This window comes from Cronobacter sp. JZ38, from assembly GCF_008932145.1.
GTDB classification, from domain to species: Bacteria; Pseudomonadota; Gammaproteobacteria; order Enterobacterales; family Enterobacteriaceae; genus Cronobacter; species Cronobacter muytjensii.
Map to the genome: position 1 here is coordinate 3,765,849 of NZ_CP017662.1, position 24,697 is coordinate 3,790,545.

General features: G+C 57.1%; 20 protein-coding genes and 1 pseudogene. All 21 read right to left on the bottom strand.

Features of this window, described 5'->3' with window-relative positions; translation table 11 throughout:
• Positions 1-29 precede the first annotated feature (29 nt).
• Positions 30-533, bottom strand: a complete 504-nt coding sequence (gene secM, locus BJP61_RS17790) for a secA translation cis-regulator SecM (RefSeq protein WP_071603733.1) — start codon at positions 531-533, stop codon at positions 30-32.
• A gap of 288 nt (positions 534-821) precedes the next feature.
• Complete coding sequence (lpxC, locus tag BJP61_RS17795) at positions 822-1,739, bottom strand: UDP-3-O-acyl-N-acetylglucosamine deacetylase (protein WP_004388392.1); 918 nt, start codon at positions 1,737-1,739, stop codon at positions 822-824.
• Positions 1,740-1,840: 101 nt separating this feature from the next.
• Entirely contained in the window at positions 1,841-2,992 is a 1,152-nt protein-coding gene (ftsZ, locus tag BJP61_RS17800; RefSeq protein WP_007677031.1) for a cell division protein FtsZ, read from the bottom strand.
• Between the two features lie 63 nt (positions 2,993-3,055).
• On the bottom strand, positions 3,056-4,312 hold the full coding sequence (ftsA, locus tag BJP61_RS17805; RefSeq protein ID WP_004388394.1) for a cell division protein FtsA: 1,257 nt from the start codon (positions 4,310-4,312) through the stop codon (positions 3,056-3,058).
• Entirely contained in the window at positions 4,309-5,139 is an 831-nt protein-coding gene (ftsQ, locus tag BJP61_RS17810) for a cell division protein FtsQ (RefSeq protein ID WP_038864843.1), read from the bottom strand. The genes ftsA and ftsQ overlap by 4 nt, the downstream gene beginning before the upstream one ends.
• Before the next feature lies 1 nt (position 5,140).
• Complete coding sequence (locus BJP61_RS17815) at positions 5,141-6,061, bottom strand: D-alanine--D-alanine ligase (protein WP_171998889.1); 921 nt, start codon at positions 6,059-6,061, stop codon at positions 5,141-5,143.
• The gene (murC, locus tag BJP61_RS17820; protein WP_038864847.1) at positions 6,054-7,520 is read right to left on the bottom strand and encodes a UDP-N-acetylmuramate--L-alanine ligase; all 1,467 of its coding nucleotides are present in this window, start codon (positions 7,518-7,520) and stop codon (positions 6,054-6,056) included. The genes BJP61_RS17815 and murC overlap by 8 nt, the downstream gene beginning before the upstream one ends.
• Before the next feature lie 68 nt (positions 7,521-7,588).
• A complete protein-coding gene (gene murG / locus BJP61_RS17825) occupies positions 7,589-8,656 on the bottom strand; it encodes an undecaprenyldiphospho-muramoylpentapeptide beta-N-acetylglucosaminyltransferase (protein WP_171998891.1) in 1,068 nt (355 codons plus the stop codon).
• Positions 8,653-9,897, bottom strand: coding sequence for a cell division protein FtsW (gene ftsW, locus BJP61_RS17830; RefSeq protein WP_038864851.1), 1,245 nt, complete (start codon positions 9,895-9,897; stop codon positions 8,653-8,655). Before ftsW ends, murG begins: the two co-directional genes overlap by 4 nt.
• On the bottom strand, positions 9,897-11,213 hold the full coding sequence (gene murD / locus BJP61_RS17835) for a UDP-N-acetylmuramoyl-L-alanine--D-glutamate ligase (RefSeq protein ID WP_171998893.1): 1,317 nt from the start codon (positions 11,211-11,213) through the stop codon (positions 9,897-9,899). Before murD ends, ftsW begins: the two co-directional genes overlap by 1 nt.
• Before the next feature lie 2 nt (positions 11,214-11,215).
• Positions 11,216-12,298 (bottom strand): phospho-N-acetylmuramoyl-pentapeptide-transferase, encoded by a 1,083-nt coding sequence (mraY, locus tag BJP61_RS17840; protein WP_007709802.1) that lies wholly within the window; start codon positions 12,296-12,298, stop codon positions 11,216-11,218.
• On the bottom strand, positions 12,292-13,650 hold the full coding sequence (gene murF, locus BJP61_RS17845) for a UDP-N-acetylmuramoyl-tripeptide--D-alanyl-D-alanine ligase (RefSeq protein ID WP_171998895.1): 1,359 nt from the start codon (positions 13,648-13,650) through the stop codon (positions 12,292-12,294). Before murF ends, mraY begins: the two co-directional genes overlap by 7 nt.
• A complete protein-coding gene (gene murE, locus BJP61_RS17850; protein WP_038864860.1) occupies positions 13,647-15,134 on the bottom strand; it encodes a UDP-N-acetylmuramoyl-L-alanyl-D-glutamate--2,6-diaminopimelate ligase in 1,488 nt (495 codons plus the stop codon). Before murE ends, murF begins: the two co-directional genes overlap by 4 nt.
• A pseudogene (locus BJP61_RS17855) lies at positions 15,121-16,883 on the bottom strand (peptidoglycan glycosyltransferase FtsI). The gene murE and the pseudogene BJP61_RS17855 overlap by 14 nt, the downstream one beginning before the upstream one ends.
• Before the next feature lie 15 nt (positions 16,884-16,898).
• Positions 16,899-17,264: a cell division protein FtsL gene (gene ftsL / locus BJP61_RS17860; protein WP_038864865.1), complete on the bottom strand. Its 366-nt coding sequence runs from the start codon at positions 17,262-17,264 to the stop codon at positions 16,899-16,901.
• Complete coding sequence (rsmH, locus tag BJP61_RS17865; RefSeq protein ID WP_038864868.1) at positions 17,261-18,202, bottom strand: 16S rRNA (cytosine(1402)-N(4))-methyltransferase RsmH; 942 nt, start codon at positions 18,200-18,202, stop codon at positions 17,261-17,263. The genes ftsL and rsmH overlap by 4 nt, the downstream gene beginning before the upstream one ends.
• Before the next feature lie 3 nt (positions 18,203-18,205).
• The gene (gene mraZ, locus BJP61_RS17870) at positions 18,206-18,664 is read right to left on the bottom strand and encodes a division/cell wall cluster transcriptional repressor MraZ (protein ID WP_038864871.1); all 459 of its coding nucleotides are present in this window, start codon (positions 18,662-18,664) and stop codon (positions 18,206-18,208) included.
• A 579-nt stretch (positions 18,665-19,243) separates the two neighbouring features.
• The gene (gene cra, locus BJP61_RS17875) at positions 19,244-20,248 is read right to left on the bottom strand and encodes a catabolite repressor/activator (RefSeq protein WP_007709830.1); all 1,005 of its coding nucleotides are present in this window, start codon (positions 20,246-20,248) and stop codon (positions 19,244-19,246) included.
• Positions 20,249-20,427: 179 nt separating this feature from the next.
• Positions 20,428-20,919: an acetolactate synthase small subunit gene (ilvN, locus tag BJP61_RS17880; protein ID WP_004386411.1), complete on the bottom strand. Its 492-nt coding sequence runs from the start codon at positions 20,917-20,919 to the stop codon at positions 20,428-20,430.
• A 2-nt stretch (positions 20,920-20,921) separates the two neighbouring features.
• Positions 20,922-22,646: an acetolactate synthase 3 large subunit gene (gene ilvI / locus BJP61_RS17885; RefSeq protein WP_038864878.1), complete on the bottom strand. Its 1,725-nt coding sequence runs from the start codon at positions 22,644-22,646 to the stop codon at positions 20,922-20,924.
• A gap of 400 nt (positions 22,647-23,046) precedes the next feature.
• Positions 23,047-23,991, bottom strand: a complete 945-nt coding sequence (leuO, locus tag BJP61_RS17890) for a transcriptional regulator LeuO (RefSeq protein ID WP_038864881.1) — start codon at positions 23,989-23,991, stop codon at positions 23,047-23,049.
• Positions 23,992-24,697 lie beyond the last annotated feature (706 nt).

The following is a 24,697-nucleotide window of genomic DNA, read 5'->3' on the forward strand; positions in this document are numbered from 1 at the left end:
AAAATAAGATAATTAAAAAACGGACAGACTCAGGCGAGGAGACGAGGACCGGCGCGGATGCCCTGTACCTGGCTTATCCAGGCGGGAACCGTAAAGGAAAGACGCGGACGCAAACGCGGCGCGGGCTGGACAGGCGCGGCAGCAGGCTGAAACGCCTGCGTCAGCATGGCGCTTAAGGTGTCGAGCAGCGCAAGATGCTGCGCTTTAAGCGGAAAGCTTTCCTCCATCGCCATGGGCAACGCTTGCGGTGCCATAGCGAAAGAGAGATGACGGATAACGGTGCGAATGGCGTGTTGTTGCCAGTAATCCACCCCGAATGCCGCCGAACGGCGGGACGTTTCGCCGAGCAGTACCAGTGAATCGAAACTGCGCAGCGTGCCGGTATGACTGCTGCTGGCCTCCGCAGGCGCGGCAGGTTCAGCATTATTATTGAGCGCAGGCAGGCCAAGACTGGCCGCGACCATCCCCAACAGGAGATGCGGCCAGAAATAGCGTCTTCCAAACTGTCGCCAACGCGTGAATATACCAGGCACTGTAACCCACCGGATAACGCCGGCAGGGCCAGCGTTAGATTGTCATTAATAAGGGCATAAATACTACCATCATTCCTGCGAGGCGGCAGCAGTATCGCTGCGATACCTTACGCAATCCGCACAAGAAACCAGCAGTTAGTCATTACCAGAGAGATGCTAAAGCAGGGAAAAAGGCGACGAGAAAAATGGTTGTACAAGAGCAATGCAAAAGCGCAATAAAAAACGACTGGCGAACACAGGCCGGAGAGAGTACCTGGTTTACCAGTCGTCTTTAGTCAGACTATGCTGTTACGCCAGCACCAGCGACGGCGCTTTGAAAGCCAGAGGCAGTTCAGCCTCGTCTTCATAGGTGACATATTCCCAGGCTTCCTGTTTGGCCAGGACAGCCTGAAGCAGTTTGTTGTTCAGCGCATGGCCTGATTTATAGGCGGTAAACGCGCCGATAATGTTGTGGCCACACATGAACAGGTCACCAATCGCATCCAGCATTTTGTGACGAACAAATTCATCTTCAAAACGCAGGCCGTCTTCGTTCAGAACGCGATAATCGTCAACAACGATGGCACAATCGAAGCTGCCGCCCAGGCACAAACCGCGGGACTGCAGATATTCGATATCACGCATGAAACCGAAAGTACGGGCACGGCTAATCTGGCGCATAAACGCGTCTGCAGAGAAGTTCATGCAGTAACGCTGATTGCTGGCATCAATCGCCGGGTGATTGAAGTCAATGGTGAAATCCAGCGAAAAACCGTTATACGGTTTGAATTCCGCCCACTTATCACCGTCTTCAACACGCACGGTTTCTTTGATGCGTACAAATTTCTTCGCAACGTTCAGTTCATCAATACCTGCATCAACCAGCAGGTAAACGAACGGCGCGGCACTGCCATCCATAATCGGGATTTCAGGCGCGTCGACTTCGACGATGATGTTGTCGATACCAAGGCCAGCTAAGGCCGCGTTCAGGTGCTCGACGGTAGAAATCCGCACATCATGCTCATTGACCAGGCAAGTACAGAGCATGGTATCACGCACAGATTTGGCATCGGCCGGGAAGTCTACCGGAGGATTCAAGTCGGTGCGACGATAGATGACCCCGGTATTTGCCGGCGCAGGGCGCAGCGTCAGGGTGACTTTTTTGCCGGTATGTAAACCGACGCCAGTCGCCTGAACGATACGTTTAAGAGTCCTTTGTTTGATCATCGTATAATCTCGCCAAATAATTCACCTTACCGATAGTGTACATCACAACCGGTGGGGCATTTTAGCACAAAGAGCGCATATGCCCAACTTCCGGCTTATTCTTAATCAGCCTGCTTACGCAGAAACGCCGGGATATCCAGATAATCTGGCTCTTTCGCGGTCTGCGGCGTCGGGTCGTTGACGACTTTAGAAGCCGGTTTCTGCTCCTGAGTCAGCGGCGCCATACCATGCTGCTGGTAGCGATCCATAGCTGGCTGTTGCGCCTGCTTGTTAGTCACCAGCGTGATTTCAGGGCGCTTGTCCATACCGATACCGGTCGCAACAACGGTCACGCGCAGTTCGTCGTTCATATCCGGGTCGAGAGACGTACCGATAACCACAGTCGCGTTATCCGACGCGAAAGCACGGATAGTGTTACCCACGGTTTCAAACTCATCCAGACGCAGGTCGAAGCCCGCAGTGATGTTGACCAGAACACCACGCGCGCCGGACAGATCGATATCTTCCAGCAGCGGAGAAGAGATAGCCATTTCGGCGGCTTCTTCCGCACGGTCTTCACCGCTCGCAACGCCGGAGCCCATCATGGCGTAACCCATTTCAGACATTACGGTGCGCACGTCCGCAAAGTCGACGTTCATCAGACCCGGACGCGTAATCAGCTCGGCGATACCCTGTACCGCGCCTTTCAGCACGTCGTTGGCTGCGCCGAACGCATCCAGCAGGGAGATCCCACGACCCAGCACTTTCAGCAGCTTGTCGTTAGGAATGGTGATCAGGGAATCGACATGACGGGAGAGTTCGGCAATACCCTGTTCGGCAAACGCCATGCGCTTTTTGCCTTCAAAGTTAAATGGCTTGGTGACAACAGCCACGGTCAGGATGCCGAGGTCTTTCGCCACTTCAGCAACAACCGGTGCTGCGCCGGTACCGGTGCCGCCACCCATACCGGCTGCGATAAACACCATGTCTGCGCCATCTAAGGCGGCGCGCAGCGCTTCACGGTCTTCTTCCGCAGCGTTACGACCGACTTCCGGGTTTGCGCCTGCGCCCAGACCTTTAGTGATGCCGCTACCAATCTGGATAGTCTGGCCGACTGCGGTTTTACGCAGCGCCTGGGCATCCGTGTTTACTGCGAAGAACTCCACGCCTTCGATGCGCTCGCGCACCATATGTTCTACGGCGTTACCGCCGCCGCCACCGACGCCGATGACTTTAATCACCGCGTCGTTGGTCAGTTCCATAGGTTCAAACATAATGTCTCTCCGTTTTGTGCCTTTCGCCTGAGACCGCTAATTTTGTCCGGTCTCTGAAAAAAATTAAAACTCTTTTCGCAGCCAGCTGTTGATCCGTTTGATCCACGAGCCAACTGAAGTCCGTTTTTCCACTTCCGCCTCACCGCTCAGATGCGATTCTTTACCATAATGCAGTAAACCCACCGCCGTGGAGTAATAAGGCTCCTGGGCGTAATCGGTAAGGCCAGTAATATTTAAAGGTTGTCCAATACGTACTTGCGTATGGAACACCCGCTGCGCGCAGGCCGCCAGACCTTCAATTTGCGCCGCGCCGCCGGTTAATACAATCCCCGCCGCAAGATGATGTTTCACACCCTGCTGGCGAAGCTGCTCCTGCAACTGCAGAATTTCTTCGTTCACCAGATTAAGCAGCTCGGTATAACGCGGCTCAATCACTTCCGCCAGCGTCTGACGCTGCAGGCTGCGCGGCGGACGACCGCCCACGCTCGGCACTTCAACGCTCTCGTCTTTGCCAACGAGGGAGCCCAGCGCGCAACCGTGGCGTACTTTTATCGCTTCGGCATCGCTCGGCGGCGTGCCAAACGCGTAAGCAATATCGCTGGTCACAACGTTACCCGCGTAAGGAATAACTTTAGTATGACGCAGCGCACCGCCGGTATAGACGGCGATATCCATTGTACCACCGCCGATATCCACTACGCAGACGCCCAGCTCACGCTCGTCTTCCGTTAATACGGAATAACTGGACGCCAGGCCCGCAAAAATAAGTTGGTCAACTTTCAGGCCGCAACGTTCCACTGCCTTGACGATGTTTTTCGCCATGTCGTTGTGACAGGTGATTAAATGTACTTTCGCCTGCATGCGAACGCCGGATAACCCAACGGGGTTTTTAATCCCTTCCTGGTAATCAATAGCGTATTCCTGAGGAATTACATGCAAAACGCGATGTTCGTCACGAACGCGTACTGATTTTGCGGTATGGACAACATTTTCAACATCTTCCTGCGTTACTTCCTCTTCAGAGATCGGCACCATGCCAATTTCGTTCTGGCAGCTGATATGCTTGCCGGAAAGCGCCAGGTAGACCGAAGAAATCTGGCAATCCGCCATCAGTTCAGCCTGGTCTATTGCGCGCTGAACGCACTTCACCACGGACTCCAGATCGTTTACGCCGCCTTTATCCATCCCGCGGGACGGACAGCTCCCCACGCCAATGATATTGATCATACCGTCGGGCAGAACTTCCCCTACCAAAGCGGCGACCTTCGCGGTGCCAATCTCCAGTCCAACTACCAGTTTTCTGTCCGTCGCCTTAATCATTGTTGCTCTGCCTGTGCCTGATTCTGTTGCTGATTAATTTCCTCAGTGGGGGCCGGCTCCCAGCCGACCGCCGCGCCGGAATCGTAGCGTAAATCGACGTAGCTTATCCGCTTGCCGTCAGTTTGCGCTTGCTGTTGCAGAACCGGGTACAGCTCTACAAAGCGTTCCAGGCGTTTCATGGTGTCATCCCGGCCGAGGTTGAGCTTGATATCATTGCTCAGCGTCACCTGCCAGGAGCGACGCGCGGTCATCGCCGCTTCTTTCAACGTAAATTTATCTTTCGCCAGTACCTGGCCCATCGCCCGGTAACCTTGCAGCACTTCGTTCTCGCTGCCTTCAGGGCCGTAAAGCAGCGGTAAGCTCTGCTTATTGGCGCGATCGGACGGCACGCTAAAAGCGGTGCCGTCGGTATCGATCATGTGCTGGTCATTCCAGCGTGCTATCGGCACATATTCAACCAGATGAATCTTCAATTCGTCCGGCCACTGCTTTCTTACGCTTGCTTGTTTGATCCACGGCAAGCGTTCTATCTGATTCTGGATGATATTCACATCCTGCGTCATAAACGTTCCCGGCGCGCCCAGCGCCAGAATGGACTGACGAATATCATCGTTGCGGGTGTAATGGCGTTCGCCTGTCACCACCAGCTTTGACAGCGGCAGGCGCTGGGCGTCTTCCATCCATCCCAGCACCATCCAGCCGCCGAATATCACGGTTAACACGACCGCCAGCAGAAAGACGATGCCTGCAAGACGCGTCCCATTATTACGGCGCGAAACCGTATTTTCTTCAGGACGATTTTTCGTGTTCAGCGCAGCCTGCGACATATCAGTCCGCCAGCTCCAGAATACGCACCACCAGCTGCGAGAAGCTCATCCCTGCCTGACGCGCCGCCATCGGCACCAGACTATGACTGGTCATACCCGGCGCCGTGTTCACTTCAAGCAGATAAAACCCGCCGTCGCTGTCCTGCATCACGTCCACGCGGCCCCAGCCCTGACAGCCCATCACGCGCCAGGCGTCCATTACCAGCGCCTGCAGCGCCTGCTCGCGGTCGGCTGAAATCCCGCTCGGGCAGAAATATTGCGTCTCGTCCGAGAGATATTTCGCCTCGTAGTCGTAAAACACGCCGGCAGGCTGAATGCGAATCGAGGGCAGGATGTCGTCTCCCAGGATAGCCACGGTAAACTCCGGGCCGCTCAGCCATTTTTCGACCAGCACTTCGCTGTCATGTTCAAACGCCAGCGCCAGTGCAGGCATCAGCGCATCGGCGCTGTCGACTTTCGACATACCAACGCTTGAACCCTCACGGCTCGGCTTCACGATAACCGGCAGGCCAAGCGCGGCGATACGCGCTTTCAGCGTCTCGCTCAGGCCGCTTACGATATCGCGGTGCTCCAGGGCCACCCACGGCGCGACCGGCAACCCGGCGCCCTGCCAGAGCAGTTTGGTGCGCAATTTATCCATCGTGATCGCCGAAGCCATCACGCCGCTGCCGGTGTAAGGCAGGCCGAGATATTCCAGCGTCCCCTGCAGCGTGCCGTCTTCACCGCCGCGACCATGCAGCGCGATAAAAACTTTATCGAACCCTTCTTCTTTCAGCGTCGTGACGCACACGTCGCGCGGGTCAATCGCATACGCATCGACGCCCGCCTGTTTCAGGCCCGCCAGCACGGCGCTGCCTGATTGCAGGGAGACCTCACGCTCCGCTGAGCTGCCGCCCAGCAGTACGGCAATTTTCTCAGCCATGCGCGTTCTCCTCCGGTTGCAGCTTCGCTTCCGCCAGCTGGCGGGCAATTTTACCGATATTGCCCGCGCCCTGAACCAGAATCAAATCGTTGCCCGACAGGACCGGCGCCAGCATGGCGGCGACCTGCGTCGGATCGGAGACCAGAATCGGGTCTACTTTGCCGCGCGCACGAATGGTGCGGCACAGCGAACGGCTGTCGGCGCCAGGAATCGGCGCTTCGCCCGCCGGGTATACGTCCAGCATTAACAGTACGTCAACCTGGGACAATACGTTGGCGAAATCGTCATACAGATCGCGCGTACGGGTATAACGATGCGGCTGGAAAATCATCACCAGATTTTTCTCCGGCCAGCCCGCACGCGCCGCGCGTACGGTCGCGTCGACTTCCGTCGGGTGATGACCGTAGTCATCCACCAGCATCGCGGTACCCGCTTTGCCGTTTACATCAGCAAGCGGATACTCGCCCAGGAAATCGAAACGACGCCCGGTGCCCTGGAAGCTCTCCAGCGCGCGCAGAATGGCCTCGTCTTCAATCCCCTCTTCCGTGGCCACCGACACCGCCGCCGCCGCGTTGAGCGCGTTATGGCGGCCAGGGGCGTTAAGAGTCACGTGCAGTTCAGGCTTGTCCTGACGCACGAGAGTGAAATGGCCCTGCGCGCCGGTCTGACGATAATTTTCCACACGTACATCGGCATCTTCGCTGAAACCATAAGTGGTAATTTGACGGCCAACGCGTGGCAGCAGCTCACGGATAACCGGATCGTCCACACACATCACCGCACGGCCGTAAAACGGCAGATTGTGCAGAAAGTTAATAAACGTCTGTTTCAGGTTCTCAAAGTCACCATGATACGTGTCCATATGGTCGGCTTCGATATTCGTCACAATGGCCACCATTGGCTGCAAATGCAGGAATGACGCGTCGCTTTCGTCCGCTTCAGCAATCAGATAACGGCTGTTGCCAAGGCGCGCATGCGTCCCTGCCGCTTTAACCAGCCCGCCGTTAACGAAAGTTGGGTCCAGCCCGGCTTCAGCGTAAATGCTCGACACCATCGCGGTGGTCGTGGTCTTGCCATGCGTACCGGCGACAGCGATGCCGTGGCGAAAGCGCATCAACTCCGCCAGCATCTCCGCGCGGCGAATAACCGGAATGCGCGCCTCGTGGGCCGCCACAATTTCCGGGTTATCCGCAGAAATGGCGCTGGAGACCACCACCACGCTCGCATCCAGAACGTTTTCCGGACGGTGGTTGAAATAAATCGTGGCGCCCAGCGCCGTCAACTGCTGCGTGACAGCGTTCGGTGCCAGATCGGACCCGCTGATCTGGTAGCCTTCGTTAGCCAGCACTTCCGCAATACCGCCCATACCGGCGCCGCCGATGCCAACGAAGTGAATGTGCCGGACGCGACGCATCTCGGGCACGATAGAACGCAGTTTCGCCAGTTGTTGTGTATTCATTCTTTAAAAGCCTTTGGCAAACGCCATAACATCATCAATTCACGCGGAACAAACATTATCCGCAATCGTTACGCGCGGGCGACCGCGCGTACTTCATCCGCGACCCGTTCGGTCGCGTCGGGAATAGCGGCAGCGCGCGCCCGCTCAGCCATGTCGAGCAGCGTGACGCGATCCCATCCCTTCAGCGTCTCGCTTACCGCCTCAACGGTAAACTGCGGCTGCTCCAGAATCTTCGCGGCGCCAGCTTTCTCCAGCGGCAGCGCGTTCCAGTACTGCTGTCGGTCTTTATGCTGGAACGGTACGAACAGCGCCGGTAAGCCCGCCGCGGCGATTTCACTTACCGTCAGCGCGCCGGAGCGGCAGACAACCACATCCGCCCACGCGTAGGCAGCCGCCATGTCGTCGATAAATTCCGTCACTTTATGCTGCGGCTGACCCGCGTCGGCATACGCCTTTTGCACGTCCGCCTGCGCGCCTTTACCGCTCTGATGCCAGATAGTCACGGCATCGGCCAGTTGCGCCGCCACCTGCGGCATCGTCTGGTTCAATACGCGCGCGCCCTGGGAGCCGCCAACCACCAGCACCCGTACCGGCCCCTCGCGGCCTGCCAGACGCGCCTGCGGCAACGGCAGCGCCAGCACGTCAGTGCGCACCGGGTTACCCACCACGTCCGCTTTCGGGAACGCGCCAGGAAACGCCTGCATGACGCGGCTGGCGATTTTCGCGAGCCACTTATTCGTCAGCCCCGCGATGCCGTTTTGCTCATGCAGCACGACCGGAATACCGAGCGACCACGCCGCCAGCCCGCCAGGACCAGATACATAGCCGCCCATGCCCAGCACCACATCAGGCTGGAAACGCTTCATGATCGCCCGCGCCTGACGCCAGGCGTTAAAAATACGCACCGGCGCCAGCAGCAGCGCCTTCATGCCTTTACCACGCAGGCCGGAGATGCGAATAAAATCGATCTCAATGCCGTGTTTCGGCACCAGGTCTGCCTCCATGCGATCGGCGGTCCCCAGCCAGCGAACCTGCCATCCCTGCGCCATCAGATGGTGCGCTACGGCGAGCCCCGGAAAGACGTGTCCGCCCGTTCCGCCCGCCATCACCATCAGCCGCTTTGGTTGACCACTCATCGTGAACCTCGTGTAAACGCCTGGGCTTTCTCCAGACGCGTTTCATAATCTATGCGCAACAAAAACATAATCGCCGTCGACATGATAAGCAGGCTCGAGCCGCCGTAACTGATAAGCGGCAGCGTCAGGCCCTTCGTTGGCAGCATACCCGCCGCCGCGCCGACGTTAACCAGCGCCTGGAAGCTAAACCAGATGCCGATAGAACAGGCCAAAAAGCCCGCAAAACGCTGATCGATTTCCAGCGCGCGACGCCCGATCGACATGGCGCGAAAAGCCACGAAGAATACCATCAAAAGCGCCAGTACCACACCGATATATCCCAGTTCTTCCCCAATAATGGAGAAGATGAAGTCGGTATGCGCTTCGGGTAAATACTCCAGCTTCTGGACGGAATTTCCCAGCCCCTGTCCCCACAACTCGCCGCGGCCAAACGCCATCAGCGACTGGGTAAGCTGGTAGCCGCTACCAAACGGATCTTCCCACGGGTTCCAGAACGAGGTTACGCGGCGAATACGGTACGGCTCGGCGAGGATCAGCAGCACGACCGCCGAGATGCCCATGCCGATAATCGCGATGAACTGCCAGAGCTTGGCACCTGCAAGAAACAGCATCGCAAGCGTCGTGACGAACAGCACCACCACGGTACCGAGGTCAGGCTGCGCGAGCAGCAGTACCGCCATGACGAGGATCACGCCCATCGGTTTTAAGAAGCCGCGCAGGTTGTTGCGCACCTCGTCAACCTTACGCACCAGGTAGTTCGAGAGGTAACAAAAGAGCGACAGCTTGGAGAATTCCGCAGGCTGGATACGCAGCGGGCCGAGCGCAATCCAGCGGGACGCCCCGTTGACCGAGCTCCCTACTACCAGCACGATCAGCAGCATCACTATGGAAGCTATCAGCATCGCGGCGCTGTGGCGTTGCCAGAATTCCATCGGAAGACGCAGCGTAACAAGCGCCAGAGCAAATGCCAGCAGAATGTAGATGCCGTCACGCTTGGCGAACAGGAACGGATCGTTTGCCAGACGCTGCCCCACCGGCATCGACGCCGAAGTCACCATGATAAAACCGATCGCCGCAAGCCCGAACGTCAGCCATAGCAGCGTGCGGTCGTACATGACCAGGCTGGTGGTGTCTTTCTCGCGCGAGCCCATTACCCAGCCACGGAGCGCCATAAACAGCCAGGCGAGAATACCCATACCGGGCAGACGCGGCAGGCGAAGGCGCGGGAGAGATAAACGCATCAGCCAAGCTCCTTCGCAAGACGCGTAAAGACGTCGCCGCGCTGTTCGAAATTCTTAAACTGATCGAGGCTGGCGCAGGCCGGTGAAAGCAGCACCATATCGCCCGGCTGCACGCGCCCGGCAATCAATTTCATCGCCTCTTCCATCGTCTCTGTGCGTTCCGCCACTTCCGGGCGCAGCGCCACCAGCGCGTCGCCGTCGCGGCCAAAGCAATAGAGACGCACGCGATCGCCCGTCAGGTAGCGCGCCAGCGGCGAGAAATCCGCTGATTTACCGTCGCCGCCCAGCAGCAGATGCAGCGTACCATCGAGATGCAGGCCGTTCAGCGCCGCCTCGGTGCTGCCAACGTTGGTCGCTTTGGAGTCGTTAATCCAGCGCACGCCGTTATGCTCGAAAGCGAGCTGGAAACGGTGCGCCAGACCGCCAAATGTGGTGAGCGCTTTCAGACTGCTGGCGCGTGGCAGGCCCGCGGCGTCAGCCAGCGCCAGCGCCGCCAGCGCATTGGTGTAGTTATGCTGTCCAACCAGCTGCATCTCTTTGACATTCAGGACTTTCTCGCCCCGCACGCGCAGCCAGGTTTCGCCCTGCTGGCGATTGAGGTGATAATCTCCGACATCAATACCGAAGCTTACGCAGCGCGCGTCAGCGCCGCGCACCGGCATGGTCAGCGCATCGTCCGCGTTCACCACGCACACCGTCGCGTTTTCATAAATCCGTAATTTTGCCGCGCGATACTGCTGCAGGCCGAGCGGGTAACGATCCATGTGATCTTCGGTCACGTTAAGGATAGTCGCGGCTGCTGCCTTCAGGCTGTACGTGGTCTCCAGCTGGAAGCTGGAAAGCTCAAGCACATAAAGCTCACGCCCTTCTTCCAGCAGCATTAACGCCGGCAAGCCAATATTGCCGCCGACGCCAACGTTCACGCCCGCCGCTTTCGCCATTTCGCCTACCAGCGTGGTCACGGTGCTTTTCCCGTTTGAGCCGGTAATCGCAATAACGGGGGCCTGCGCTTCGCGACAGAACAGCTCGATATCGCCGACGATCTCAACGCCGGCCTCCGCTGCCGCGCTTAATGACGGATGCGCGAGCGCAATGCCCGGGCTCGCCACAATCAGATCGGCCTCTAACAGCCAGGCGTCATTCAGCGAGCCGAGATGGCGCTCCACCTCTTCCGGCAGCTTATCAAGCCCCGGCGGAGAGATTCGGGTATCCATGACGCGCGGCGTCACGCCGCGTCCCAGGAAAAAGTCCACGCAGGAAAGGCCGGTTAACCCAAGCCCGATAATGACGACTTTTTTACCCTGATAATCTGCCATGATTAACGCACCTTAAGCGTAGCCAGGCCAATCAGCACCAGCATCAGCGAGATAACCCAGAAGCGCACAATGACGCGCGGCTCCGGCCAGCCTTTCAGTTCATAATGGTGATGAATCGGCGCCATACGGAAAATGCGCTGACCACGTAACTTGAAGGAGCCGACCTGCAGAATGACCGACAGGGTTTCCACCACAAAGACACCGCCCATGATCACCAGCAGGAATTCCTGACGCAGCAGCACGGCGATAATGCCCAGCGCGCCGCCGAGCGCCAGCGAGCCGACATCGCCCATGAAAACCTGAGCCGGATAGGTGTTAAACCACAAAAAGCCAAGCCCCGCGCCGACAATCGCCGTGCAGACAATCACCAGCTCGCCCGCGTGGCGCAGATACGGGATATGCAGATACTCCGCGAACTTGACGTTACCGGTCGCCCAGGCGACCAGCGCGAACCCGGCGGCGACCAGCACTGTCGGCATAATCGCCAGACCATCCAGGCCATCAGTCAGGTTCACTGCGTTCCCTGTGCCAACAATCACGAAATAGGCCAGCAGCACATAGAAAAGACCAAGCTGCGGCATGACATCTTTAAAGAACGGCACGACCAGTTCGGTCGCGGGCGTATCTTTCCCGGTGATATAGAGCGCAAACGCCACGGTCAGCGCAATCACGGACATCCAGAAATATTTCCAGCGGGCGATCAGGCCCTTGGTATCTTTACGCACCACTTTGCGGTAATCGTCGACAAACCCCACCGCGCCGTAACCCACCAGCACAAACAGCACGCACCAGACATACGGGTTGGACGGATACGCCCACAGCAACACCGACACCACAATAGAGGTGAGGATCATGATGCCGCCCATCGTCGGCGTGCCTCGTTTGCTGAAGTGCGACTCCGGGCCGTCGTTACGCACGACCTGGCCGAAAGAGAGCTTCTGTAAATGCGCGATCAGGCGCGGCCCCATCCAGAGCGAAATAAACAGCGCGGTCAGCAGGCTGACGATGGCGCGAAACGTCAGGTATGAAAAGACGTTAAAGCCGGAATAATATTTGACCAGATACTCGGCCAGCCACACTAACATGTCCTGTTCTCCTGTAATGCGCGCACCACCTCTTCCATGGCAGCACTACGTGAACCTTTCACTAAAAGGGTGATGATGGAATGCTCGTTGATAAGGGTTCTGAGGCGTGCAACCACGGCCTGCTTATCGCTGAAATGTTCGCCCACGCCGCTGGCGCGGCTGATGGCTTCGCTGAGCGTACCGACGCTCAGAACTTTATCGATGCCCGCGGCTTTCGCCGCCTCGCCCACCTGCTTATGGCAGGCCGCGGCTTCCTCGCCCAGTTCCGCCATATCGCCGACAACCATCACGCGATAGCCAGGCATTTCAGACAGCACCTGCGCCGCAGCGGTCATCGACCCGACGTTGGCGTTATAGCTGTCATCCAGTAGCAGCTGGTTTTCCGCCAGTTGCACCGGGAACAGACGTCCGGGCACCGCTTTCAGCTTCGCCAGACCGGCTTTAATCGCCTGGTGCGGCGCGCCCACGGCCATCGCCAGCGCGGAGGCGGCCAGCGCATTGGCGATGTTATGGCGGCCCGGCAACGGCAGCAGAACGTCAACGTTGCCCGTCGGAGTACGCAGCGTAAATTCAGTGCCGTGGCAGGTGATATGAATATTGGTGGCGCTGAAATCGCTGGTAGCGAGGTTCGGCGAGAAACGCCAGACCTTGCGGTTACCAATCACGCTCTGCCAGTTCAGCCAGTCGTTGTTATCAGCGTTCATAATGGCGATGCCGTTTTCCGGCAACCCGGTGAAGATTTCGCCTTTCGCTTTCGCCACACCGGCGAGCGAGCCGAAACCTTCCAGGTGCGCCGCCGCCAGGTTGTTTACCAGCGCCGCTTCAGGGCGCGTCAGGCTTACGGTCCAGGCGATTTCGCCCTGATGGTTCGCGCCAAGCTCAATCACCGCGAACTGATGTTCCGGCGTGAGGCGCAGCAGCGTCATCGGCACGCCGATATCGTTATTCAGGTTGCCCGCGGTGTAGAGCGTGTTGCCGCACTCGCCAAGAATGGCGGCGGTCATCTCTTTTACCGAGGTCTTGCCGGAAGAGCCGGTCAGCGCCACCACGCGTGCCGGCATTTGCTGTCTGACCCAGGCGGCCAGTTCGCCGAAGGCGAGGCGGGTATCGGCCACCACCAGTTGCGGCAGAGCGATATCCAGCTTACGGCTTACCAACAGCGCGCCCGCGCCGCCTTCCTGTGCCTGATGGGCGAAATCGTGCGCGTCGAAGCGCTCGCCCTTCAGCGCCACAAACAGACAGCCCGGCGTCAGCTTACGTGTGTCGGTCGTTACCGCGTCGACATCAGCGTCGACGCCATGCAATTCGCCGTTCAGAACAGCGGCGAGCTGGCTCAGAGATACGCGAATCATGCCACTGCTCCCAGCAGACGCGCCGCGGTGACGCGGTCGGAGTAATCAAGTCGGCGGGTGCCGACAATCTGATAATCTTCGTGGCCTTTACCGGCCACCAGCACCACGTCGTTTTCCGACGCCTGCATAATGGCGTTCGTCACCGCCTCAGCGCGGCCTTCAACCACGCGCGCGCGGCCCGCGTCGAGCATGCCGGTAAGGATATCGGCGATAATCGCTTTGGGATCTTCCGTACGCGGGTTGTCGTCAGTCACCACCACGATGTCGGCAAACTGTTCGGCAATCGCCCCCATCAGCGGACGCTTGCCTTTGTCGCGATCGCCGCCGCAGCCGAAGACGCACCAGAGCTTGCCCGTGCAGTGCAGGCGCGCGGCCTGCAACGCTTTTTCGAGCGCGTCCGGCGTGTGCGCGTAATCCACCACTACCGTCGGTTTGCCCGGTGCGCTGAATACTTCCATGCGTCCGTTGACCGGCTGGAGGCGCGGCGCGCTTTCCAGCAGCGCGGCGAGCGGATAGCCCAGCGCCAGCAGCGTCGCGAGCGCCAGCAGAAGATTGCTGACGTTGAATGCCCCCATCAGACGGCTGTCGATTTCGCCGTCGCCCCAGGAAGAGCTGAAACGCAGGGTCGCGCCGCGGTCGTGGTATTCCACCGCATCGGCACGCAGCCAGCGTCCATGACAGCCTGGATTGATGTTATTTTCCATCGACACCGCTACCGCATCCGGCAGCTTCGCCAGCCAGCGGCGGCCAACTTCATCATCGGCATTGATAATCGCCTGGCCATAGTGATGCGAGGAAAACAGCAGCCATTTCGCCGCTTCGTAATGCTCCATATCGCCGTGATAGTCGAGATGATCGCGGCTTAAATTCGTAAACACGCTGGCGGCGAATTTCAGCGCGGCCACGCGATGCTGCACCAGCCCGTGGGAGGAGACCTCCATCGCGGCAACGCTCGCGCCCTGGTCGGCGAGCCCTGACAGCACATGCTGTACGTCAACCGCTGAGCCGGTCGTATTTTCAGTCGGGCTCACTTTACCCAACAGGCCGTTGCCGACGGTGCCCATCACGGCGCTGGTTTCGCCCAGCAGTTGGCTCCACTGCGCTAACAGTTGCGTGGTCGTGGTTTTGCCGTTAGTGCCCGTCACGCCGATAAGACGCAGGCGTTCAGACGGCTCGTGATAAAAACGCCCCGCCAGCGCCGAAAGGCGTTCGTTGAGCTGGCTTAAATAGATAACCGGCACGCCGTGCATCTCACGGACTTCGCCGTCCGTCGCCTCGCCTTTCGCTTCAGCAACGATGGCAGCTACACCTTGCGCTATCGCCTGCGGGATATACCGACGCCCGTCCGCCTGATGACCGACCACCGCCACAAAGAGATCCCCTGCCGCCGCAACGCGGCTGTCCAGGGTCATCTCCCGCAGAGCTCGCGCAGGGAGACCAGCTACCCACGGAGCGAGAAGGTCGCGCAAATTACGATCTGCCACCTGTTCCCTCTTCTCGATTAATTACAAATTCACTTTTTTCGCCCGTTGTCAGCGCGTCCGGCTCAATGTTCATGGTGCGCAGAACGCCCCCATGATGGCACCAAAGACCGGCGCGGAAACGGCGCCGCCGTAGTATTTACCCGCCTGCGGATCGTTAATCACCACCACCAGCGCGAAACGCGGATTGCTGGCAGGTGCAACGCCTGCGGTGTAAGCAATGTATTTGTTGATGTATCGTCCGTCCGGCCCGACTTTCTTCGCCGTACCGGTTTTAATCGCGATGCGGTAGCCTTTGATAGCCGCCTTCACGCCGCCGCCGCCCGGCAGCGCCACGCTTTCCATCATATGCACCACGGTGCGCACGATGGATTCCGGGAAGATACGCTCGCCTGGTACCGGTGGGTCGACTTTTGTAATAGACAGCGGGCGGTAAACGCCGTAGCTGCCAATCGTCGCGTAGACTCGCGCTAACTGTAACGGCGTTACCATTAGCCCGTAGCCGAATGAGAAGGTGGCCCTCTCTATGTCAGACCACCGTTGTTTTTGTGGAAACAAGCCACTGCGTTCTCCGACCAGCCCCAGATTGGTGGACTTGCCGAGTCCAAAACGTGAGTAAGTGTCTACTAACGCTGAGGACGGCATCGCTAACGCCAGCTTGGAAACCCCGACGTTACTCGACTTCTGTAGAACCCCGGTAAGCGTCAGCTCGCTGTAACGGGCGACGTCTTTGATTTCGTGACCATTAATCCGGTAAGGAACGGTGTTAAGCACCGTATTTTCCTGCACCACGCCGCGCTGCAGCGCCGTCATCACTACCATCGGTTTTACGGTGGAGCCCGGCTCGAAAACGTCGGTGATGGTGCGGTTACGCATCACATCTTTCGGCGTGCCGGTAATGTTGTTCGGGTTATAGGAAGGGCTGTTGGCCATCGCCAGCACTTCGCCGGTGTTAACGTCCACCAGCACGGCGCTGCCGGATTCCGCCTTGTTAAACGCCACGGCGTTGTTGAGCTCGCGGTAGACCAGCGCCTGCAGGCGCTCGTCGATACTGAGCGCCAGGTTGTGCGCCGCCTGGCTGTCTGTGGAGGAGATATCCTCAATTACGCGGCCATAGCGGTCTTTACGCACGATACGCTCGCCAGGCTGACCGGTGAGCCATTTATCAAAGCTTTTTTCAACACCTTCGATGCCCTGGCTGTCAACGTTGGTAAAGCCGATGAGGTGAGCGGTCACTGCGCCTGAAGGATAATAACGGCGCGACTCCTCACGCAAATGAATGCCTGGCAGCTTTAGTTTTTTGATGTAATCGCCGATATCCGGGTTCACCTGACGGGCAAGATAAATAAAGCGGCCTTTCGGGTTAGCGTTGACGCGCGCGGAAAGCTGGTCGAGCGGAATTTTGAGCGCGTCTGAAAGCGCTTTCCAGCGATTATCGAGAGTGATGCCGCCCGCATCGTGCAGCTCTTTCGGATCCGCCCAGATGGCTTTTACCGGCACGCTCACCGCCAGCGGGCGGCCGGAGCGGTCGGTTATCATACCGCGCGCGGTAGACACCTCTTGCACGCGCAGCGAACGCATATCGCCCTGGCGCACCAGCATATCCGGGTCGATGATTTGCAGCCAGGCGACGCGCGCCAGCAGAAATGCCAGAGCCAACAAAATGCAGCCGCAAAGCAACGCAAAACGCCAACTGATAAAGTTGGCCTGTTCTTCCTGACGTTTTGGTTTAAGCGTCTTTGCTGCTTTCATTCGCCTGGTCAGTCCTTATTTCTGCACCACAATATTTTCCTGCGAGGGATCGACATGCTGCATTTGCAGCTTTTCCGTTGCGATCCGTTCAACCCGGCTGTGATCGCCGAGCGCGTTTTCTTCAAGGATCAGGTTGCGCCATTCGATATCCAGCGCGTCGCGCTCCAGCACCAGCTGCTCACGTTGCGCGGTGAGCAAACGGGTATGGTGCGCGGTCGTGACCACGAAGATAGCGGTCACGATAATGGCAATAAACAGACAGAGCGGCAGTTTCCCGTAGCGCAGAAGATCGCCGCCGATCACGGCGGGCAGCGCGTGGCGTTCGGTGCTGGTCAGCGATCCGGTGACTTTGCTGAGGGTTTCTGTCACCCGGCTTATCATGCGCCTGTCCTCTCGGCGACGCGCAATACCGAACTGCGCGCGCGCGGGTTCTCAGCGACTTCGGCCTCGCCCGGCATCAGTTTGCCCAGCGCGCGCAGTTCGCGACCGCCAAGCTTTTGCAACTGCGCTTCGGTCATCGGCAGCCCGGCCGGCACCTGCGGCCCACGGCTCTGCTCACGCATAAAGCGTTTTACCAGCCGATCTTCCAGAGAGTGAAAACTGATGACGGAAAGACGCCCGCCCGGCGCCAGCACGGCCACCGCGCCTTTCAGCGCCTGCTCAATCTCTTCGAGCTCACTGTTCACCCAGATGCGCACCGCCTGGAAAGTTCGGGTGGCGGGGTGCTTGAACTTATCTTTTACCGGTGTGGCCGCCGCCACGACTTCCGCCAGCTCTTTGGTGCGGGTCATCGGCAGCTCGCGGTTGCGCTCAACGATGGCGCGCGCGATACGTTTCGCGAAACGCTCTTCGCCAAAGGTTTTCAGCACCCAGGCGATATCCGCTTCTTCCGCGTTACGCAGCCATTCGGCGGCGGACTGGCCGCGCGTGGGATCCATACGCATATCCAGCGGGCCATCGCGCATAAAAGAGAAGCCGCGTTCAGGATCGTCAAGCTGCGGCGACGAGACGCCGAGATCAAGAAGGATGCCGTCGATTTTGCCCTGTAACTCGCGTTCGCGGACATACTCGCCCAGCGCGGAGAAAGGACCGTGAATGATGGAGAAGCGCGGATCGTCAATGGCAGCGGCCGCCGCAATCGCCTGCGGATCGCGATCGATAGCCAGTAACCGCCCTTGTTCGCCCAGCTGTGAAAGGATCAGACGCGAGTGTCCGCCGCGGCCAAAGGTGCCGTCAATGTAAATGCCGTCTGGACGTATATTCAGGCCGTTGACGGCCTCGTCAAGGAGCACCGTCGTATGTTTATAATTTTCCATCATATTTTATAAAGACAAATCCTGCAGCCGCTCCGACAACACTTCAGAAGATGACTGCTCAGCGTCGATGTCTTCCCTGACCTGTTGATGCCAGGTCGCTTCGTCCCACAGCTCAAATTTGTTGAACTGCCCGACCAGCATCACTTGTTTGGTCAATCCGGCGTGTTGCCGTAACACGGGTGCTAATAAAAGACGGCCCGCGCTGTCCATCTGGCATTCGCTGGCATGGCCCAGCAGCAGGCGCTGCACTCGACGTTCTGCGGGGTTCATGCTCGACAGACGCGACAATTTTTGTTCGATAATTACCCATTCGGGCAAGGTATAAAGCAACAGGCAGGGATGGTGAATATCGATAGTGCAAACCATCTGGCCGGACGAGGCGTCATGCAGTAAATCACGATAGCGCGTCGGAACGGATAGCCGCCCTTTGCTGTCGAGATTAACCAACGTTGCGCCACGAAACATTAAAGCCTCACTGAGCTCTGCCCTTTTTCACCACTTTATCCCACAAAATCCCACCCACCGGAGTTTACGGAGCGGAGGAAAAGCTTGTCAAGCCAGCACCGGGGCCGCCTTCAACAAAAGATTCGGCGCTGACAAAGAGAAAGCGGCAAATAAAATCCCTGCCATCCTGACGAGGCAAAATTAACGCTATGAATATTTGTAAGAAAAATGACGAATACACACAGGACCGTTAAAAACCACTTAATACGATCGGTGAAGAGGACTAAGTGTTGAGTTTGCGACGCGAGCGGCATTTTAAGGTAAAAGCCCTGGAGTTAACAGCGCCTGCTATGGTTTAGCGCGCTTTTATCTGCCATTCGCGAACTGACTGAAACTAAACTGCTTCCGGCAGCCTCCGCGTCGCGAGAAACAGTTACAAAATTACACATAAGAAATGATTGGTTACGACTAATCCCGGATAAGACATCTCTTCTGCACAGTGCGCAGCGTTCATGTCAGGATGTGTAAAAATGCGCCGGAATTATCCGAATCAAAAGAAAAGGCAGCCAAAGCTGCCTTTTTGCCATTTTCACTGGCGGCTTAACGACGGCTGAGGCTGCCGCGTCGGTAGAGATTGCGGCGAATTCGGGTCAGGCCCGGTCGCGGTTTGCGGGGTTCGTCAAGGCTCGCGAGCACCAGCTCAAGCACGCGTTCCGCCACATCGCGATGACGCTGCGCGACCGCCAGTACCGGACATTGCAGGAAATCGAGCAGTTCATTGTCGCCGAAGGTGGCGATAGCGAGTTCAGACGGGAGGCGCCCTTCGCGCTTGAGCGTCACGTCCATTACGCCCTGCAACAGCGCAAATGAAGTCGTGAACAGCGCCTGCGGCATTGGGTGGGTTTCCAGCCATTTTTCAAACAGCGCGGCGGCGGCTTCACGCTCGTAGCTGTTGGCATATAAAAAGTGCACCTCGCGCGGATCGTCTTTCCACGCGCTGCGAAAACCCTGTTCACGCAGGAAGCTCACCGACAGCTCCGGCAGCGCGCCGAGATAAAGTACGGTTTCGGCCGGGAATGTGCGCAGCTCGCTTGCCAGCATTTCGGCATCGTCCTGATCGGCGCCCACGACGCTGGTAAAGTGTTCGCGATCCAGCGCGCGGTCGAGCGCGACGATCGGGAAGGCATCGTTCGCCCAGCGCTGATAAAACGGATGTTCTGGCGGTAAAGAGGTGGAAACGATGATGGCGTCGACCTGTCGCTGCAACAGATGCTCAATGCAGCGCATTTCGTTATCCGGCTGATCTTCAGAGCAGGCGATAAGTAACTGATACCCGCGCTGACGCGCCTGGCGTTCAAGATAGTTGGCAATGCGGGTATAGCTGGTGTTTTCAAGATCGGGGATAACCAGCCCGATGGAGCGCGTGCGTCCTGCGCGCAGGCCTGCGGCGACGGCGTTCGGGTGGTAGTTATGCTCACGCACCACAGCCATCACTTTTTCAACGGTTTTATCACTCACACGGTACTGCCGGGCTTTTCCATTAATGACATAGCTCGCCGTGGTGCGCGACACGCCAGCCAGCCGCGCGATTTCATCCAGTTTCACGTTTGCCCCTTAACAAGAGTGTTACTCCATAACCTTTCAAGGGTTATAAGTTAAAATCCTTAACATCTAAGCGCAGAATAGTACCCTGAGCAACTGCTTTTGCGCGCGCCTGTCGCGCCTGCTGCAAAAAAAAGCCCGGCAGGAACGCCGGGCGGATGCATAACAAGAAGGCAATACGGTTAACGCATAATTTTTTCGCCACGGGAGAGGCCAACCACGCCGGAGCGCGCCACTTCCACAATTTTCGCCACATCCCGAATGCTGGCGAGGAACGCGTCGAGCTTTTCGCTGGTGCCCGCGAGCTGCACGGTATAGAGCGACGGCGTAACATCAATAATCTGCCCACGGAAAATTTCGGCGCTGCGCTTCACTTCCTCACGGCCATAGCCGCTCGCCTGGATTTTCACCAGCATGATTTCACGCTCGACATGCGCGCCCTGCCCCAGTTCGCTGACGCGCAGTACATCCACCAGCTTATGCAGCTGCTTTTCAATTTGCTCCAGCACTTTTTCGTCGCCGACCGTCTGGATCGTCATGCGGGAGAGCGTGGGATCGTCAGTAGGGGCCACCGTCAGGCTTTCAATGTTATAGCCACGCTGTGCGAAGAGCCCAATCACGCGAGACAACGAGCCCGATTCGTTTTCCAGTAAAACTGATAATATCCGGCGCATAATCAGGTTCTCTCCGTTTTGCTTAACCACATTTCATCCATTCCGCCGCCGCGAACCTGCATCGGATAGACGTGCTCCGTCCCGTCCACGGTGACATCGACAAACACCAGCCGGTTATTGCGCACATGCTCCAGCGCCTCGCTGAGCTTGCTTTCGAGCTCTTCCGGGCGGGTAATGGAAATCCCGACATGCCCGTAAGCCTCGGCCAGGCGGACGAAATCAGGCAGCGATTCCATATAAGACTGCGAGTGGCGGCCAGAATAGATCATATCCTGCCACTGCTTCACCATGCCCAGATAACGGTTGTTCAGGTTAAGCACCAGCACCGGCAGTTCATATTGCAGCGCGGTGGAGAGCTCCTGAATATTCATCTGAATACTGCCGTCGCCGGTCACGCACACGACTGTCTCTTCCGGCAGCGCCAGCTTCACGCCGAGCGCCGCCGGCAGGCCAAAGCCCATCGTCCCGAGGCCGCCGGAATTTATCCAGCGGCGTGGTTTATCAAAGGTGTAATACAGCGCGGCAAACATCTGATGCTGGCCGACATCGGACGTCACATAAGCGTCGCCGTTAGTCAGACGATACAGCGTTTCGATAGCCGCCTGCGGTTTAATGCTGCCGCTTTCGCGGTCGTAATTCAGGCACTGACGGGCGCGCCACTGCTCGATATGCTGCCACCAGTCGCGGAGGTCGTCGAGCGGCTGCTGGCTCTCTTCCTGGCCCAGCAGCTCCAGCATCTGGCTCAGCACCTGGCGCGCATCGCCGACAATAGGTACATCCGCCGCCACGGTTTTGGAGATAGACGTCGGGTCGATATCAATATGCAGCACGGTCGCGTTGGGGCAGTACTTCGCCAGATTGTTGGTCGTGCGATCATCAAAGCGCACGCCGACGGCGAAAATCACATCGGCGTTATGCATCGTCATGTTGGCTTCAAAGGTGCCGTGCATCCCCAGCATGCCCAGCGCCTGACGATGCGTGCCGGGAAATGCGCCCAGCCCCATTAATGAAGAGACCACCGGCACGTTAAGCTTTTCCGCCACCGCGCGCAGTTCGTTTTCGCACGCCGCCGTAATAGCGCCGCCGCCCACGTACATCACCGGTTTTTTCGCGGCGACAAGAGTCTGCAGGGCGCGTTTGATCTGCCCTTTGTGGCCTTGCGTGGTCGGGTTGTAAGAACGCATGCTGACGGTGTCCGGCCAGACATAAGGCAATTTTTTGGCTGGATTCAGAATATCTTTCGGCAGATCCACCACCACCGGGCCCGGTCTGCCGCTCGCGGCGAGCCAGAACGCTTTTTTCAGCACCGTCGGGATATCTTCGGTCTGCTTCACCAGAAAGCTGTGCTTCACCACCGGGCGGGAGATCCCCACCATGTCGCACTCCTGAAAAGCGTCATAGCCAATCAGCGAGGTCGCCACCTGGCCTGATAGCACCACAAGCGGAATGGAGTCCATATAAGCCGTGGCGATACCGGTAATCGCGTTGGTGGCGCCAGGGCCGGAGGTCACCAGCACCACGCCCACCTCTCCGGTTGCGCGCGCCAGACCATCCGCCATATGCACCGCGGCTTGTTCATGGCGCACCAGCACATGATCAATCCCGCCAACGGTGTGCAGCGCGTCATAAATGTCGAGCACGGCACCACCGGGATAACCGAACACTTGCTTCACGCCCTGATCGATAAGCGATCGGACGACCATCTCGGCTCCAGACAACATCTCCATGGTTTGCCTCCAGGCTTTTGTTTACGGACTGACGGCAGAAGTCATTTTCCGCACGGTCACTGGTACAGGTGTGATGTCCTGTCGTTAATTATCGTTATGCGTCTCCCTAACATAACCGCTGAAAATGAGGCAGGCAATTAGCAATCGGGTGCCGCGCCGCGCGCGAAATTCCTGCGCGGCGCTTAAGAAAAGCGGTTAAACGGAGAGATATGCTGAATATAAGCGGCGCTTATGACCGTAAATTTCGTGAGGCTCATTCCTGACAGTGATAAATCAAATAATCAGGAGGATAAACAGAGGCGCAGCGAGGCGGCAAATCAGGGCAGGATAAAATGCTACAAAAGACAATAATAAAAGAAAAACGGGCGGTCATGACCGCCCGATGAGCCTTAACGGCGCGTCAGCGACGGCAGACGTTGGATAACAGCTCCTCCATCCATTGATGGCCCTTATCGCGCCCGGCCGCTTCATGCCAGGAGAGATAACAGGTGCGGCTGTTTAATTTAAACGGCAGCGGCATAATTTGCAGTTGCAGGGTATGCTCATAATCCTGCGCCAGCCAGCGCGGGGCGATAGTCACCAGATTGGTACGCGACACGACATTCAGCACGCTGGTCATCGCCATTCCCTGATAAGCAATCGCGGCCTGTTTTTCTGTGGTGTCATACCACGGCAGGCTAAAAGAACTAAAGCGATCTAACGCCACGACCGCATGCTGCTCTTTAAACACTTCGCTTTCACGTAACAGGTTATCTTTACGCGGATGACTTTGGCTGCTCACCAGCACCATTTCATCTTTAAATAGCGGAACGCAGGTAAACTCCGGACGGCGAAATTCGTCATAGCCGATAACAAATTCCGTCTCCTGATAGCGCAACTGATGTTCAATGTTCTGATTCAGCGAAGATTTAAATACTAAATGAATATTGGGCGCGATATTCATTACGCTGTTATAAATAATCGACGTCAGCAGATTATCCAGCGGACTGCATACACAAAGGTTAAACAGCCTTTCGCTGCTGAGCGGTTCAAAGCCGGAGCCCGGCAATTCATTTTGCACCAGTTGAAGCGCCTGACGAATCGATCCGAACAGCTGGCATGCCCGAACGGTCGGCTGGATGCCGCGCCCGTAACGTACGAATAATTCGTCATTAAACATCACCTTAAGGCGCGCCACGGCGTTGCTGACGGCAGGCTGGGACATGCCCAGCAAATGCGCGGCGCGGGTAATATTTTGCTCCTGCATCACCGCATCAAAAACCGTCAACAAATTAAGATCGACCGTGCGTAATTGAGGCTTCAGCCCCTCAGATACGGGTGAATTATCAATATGATCACCAGACATAATTTACTCCACTGATACATTATTCCCTTTGCATGCATTACCCAAAACATTCCGTTTTCATGTAGCAATCTCAGGCAAAAGAGGAGGTTCAAATTTTCATAAAAGCCGTTTGGTTTGCAATAAAAGATCATTAATAGACAATAAAGCTAACTCCCCTGACACTTTTAGACTTTGTTTATCATGACTTTCTCTGTACGGCGTGATCAAATCATAAAAAAGACGAATAAACAATAATTCACTTTATGAATTATCAATTAAGTTTTAGTAACTTCTTCTCTTTTCTCATAAATGATGACCCGTCGTTTTCAGAAAATCTGTTTAAAAGAGAAAACTCACTTATCCGCCGCCGCAATTAATTGTTTTGATGAATATTTTAATGCCATCGGAACGGGAAAAAATGACCATAAAGAGGCACTCCGCATACATGAATACTTACGCCTCGCTTAATTTATAGATATGTTTTATACAAATGCGATTACCCAGCATAATCCACTAAATCCGCTTACTGCGGGGCGCTGGCGCATTAACTGTAGAATTAAGGACAGGGGGTTGACATGGCCGGCGCTATCCAGTACCACTAAAAGCCTATTAACGCTTTTATTCGGGACGTGAGTCATGATTCGCATCGTTCGTTTTGCTGGTCTACTACTACTAAACGCATCTTCAGTGCGCGGTAGACTGGTGCGCGACGTTCGGCGATAACGCT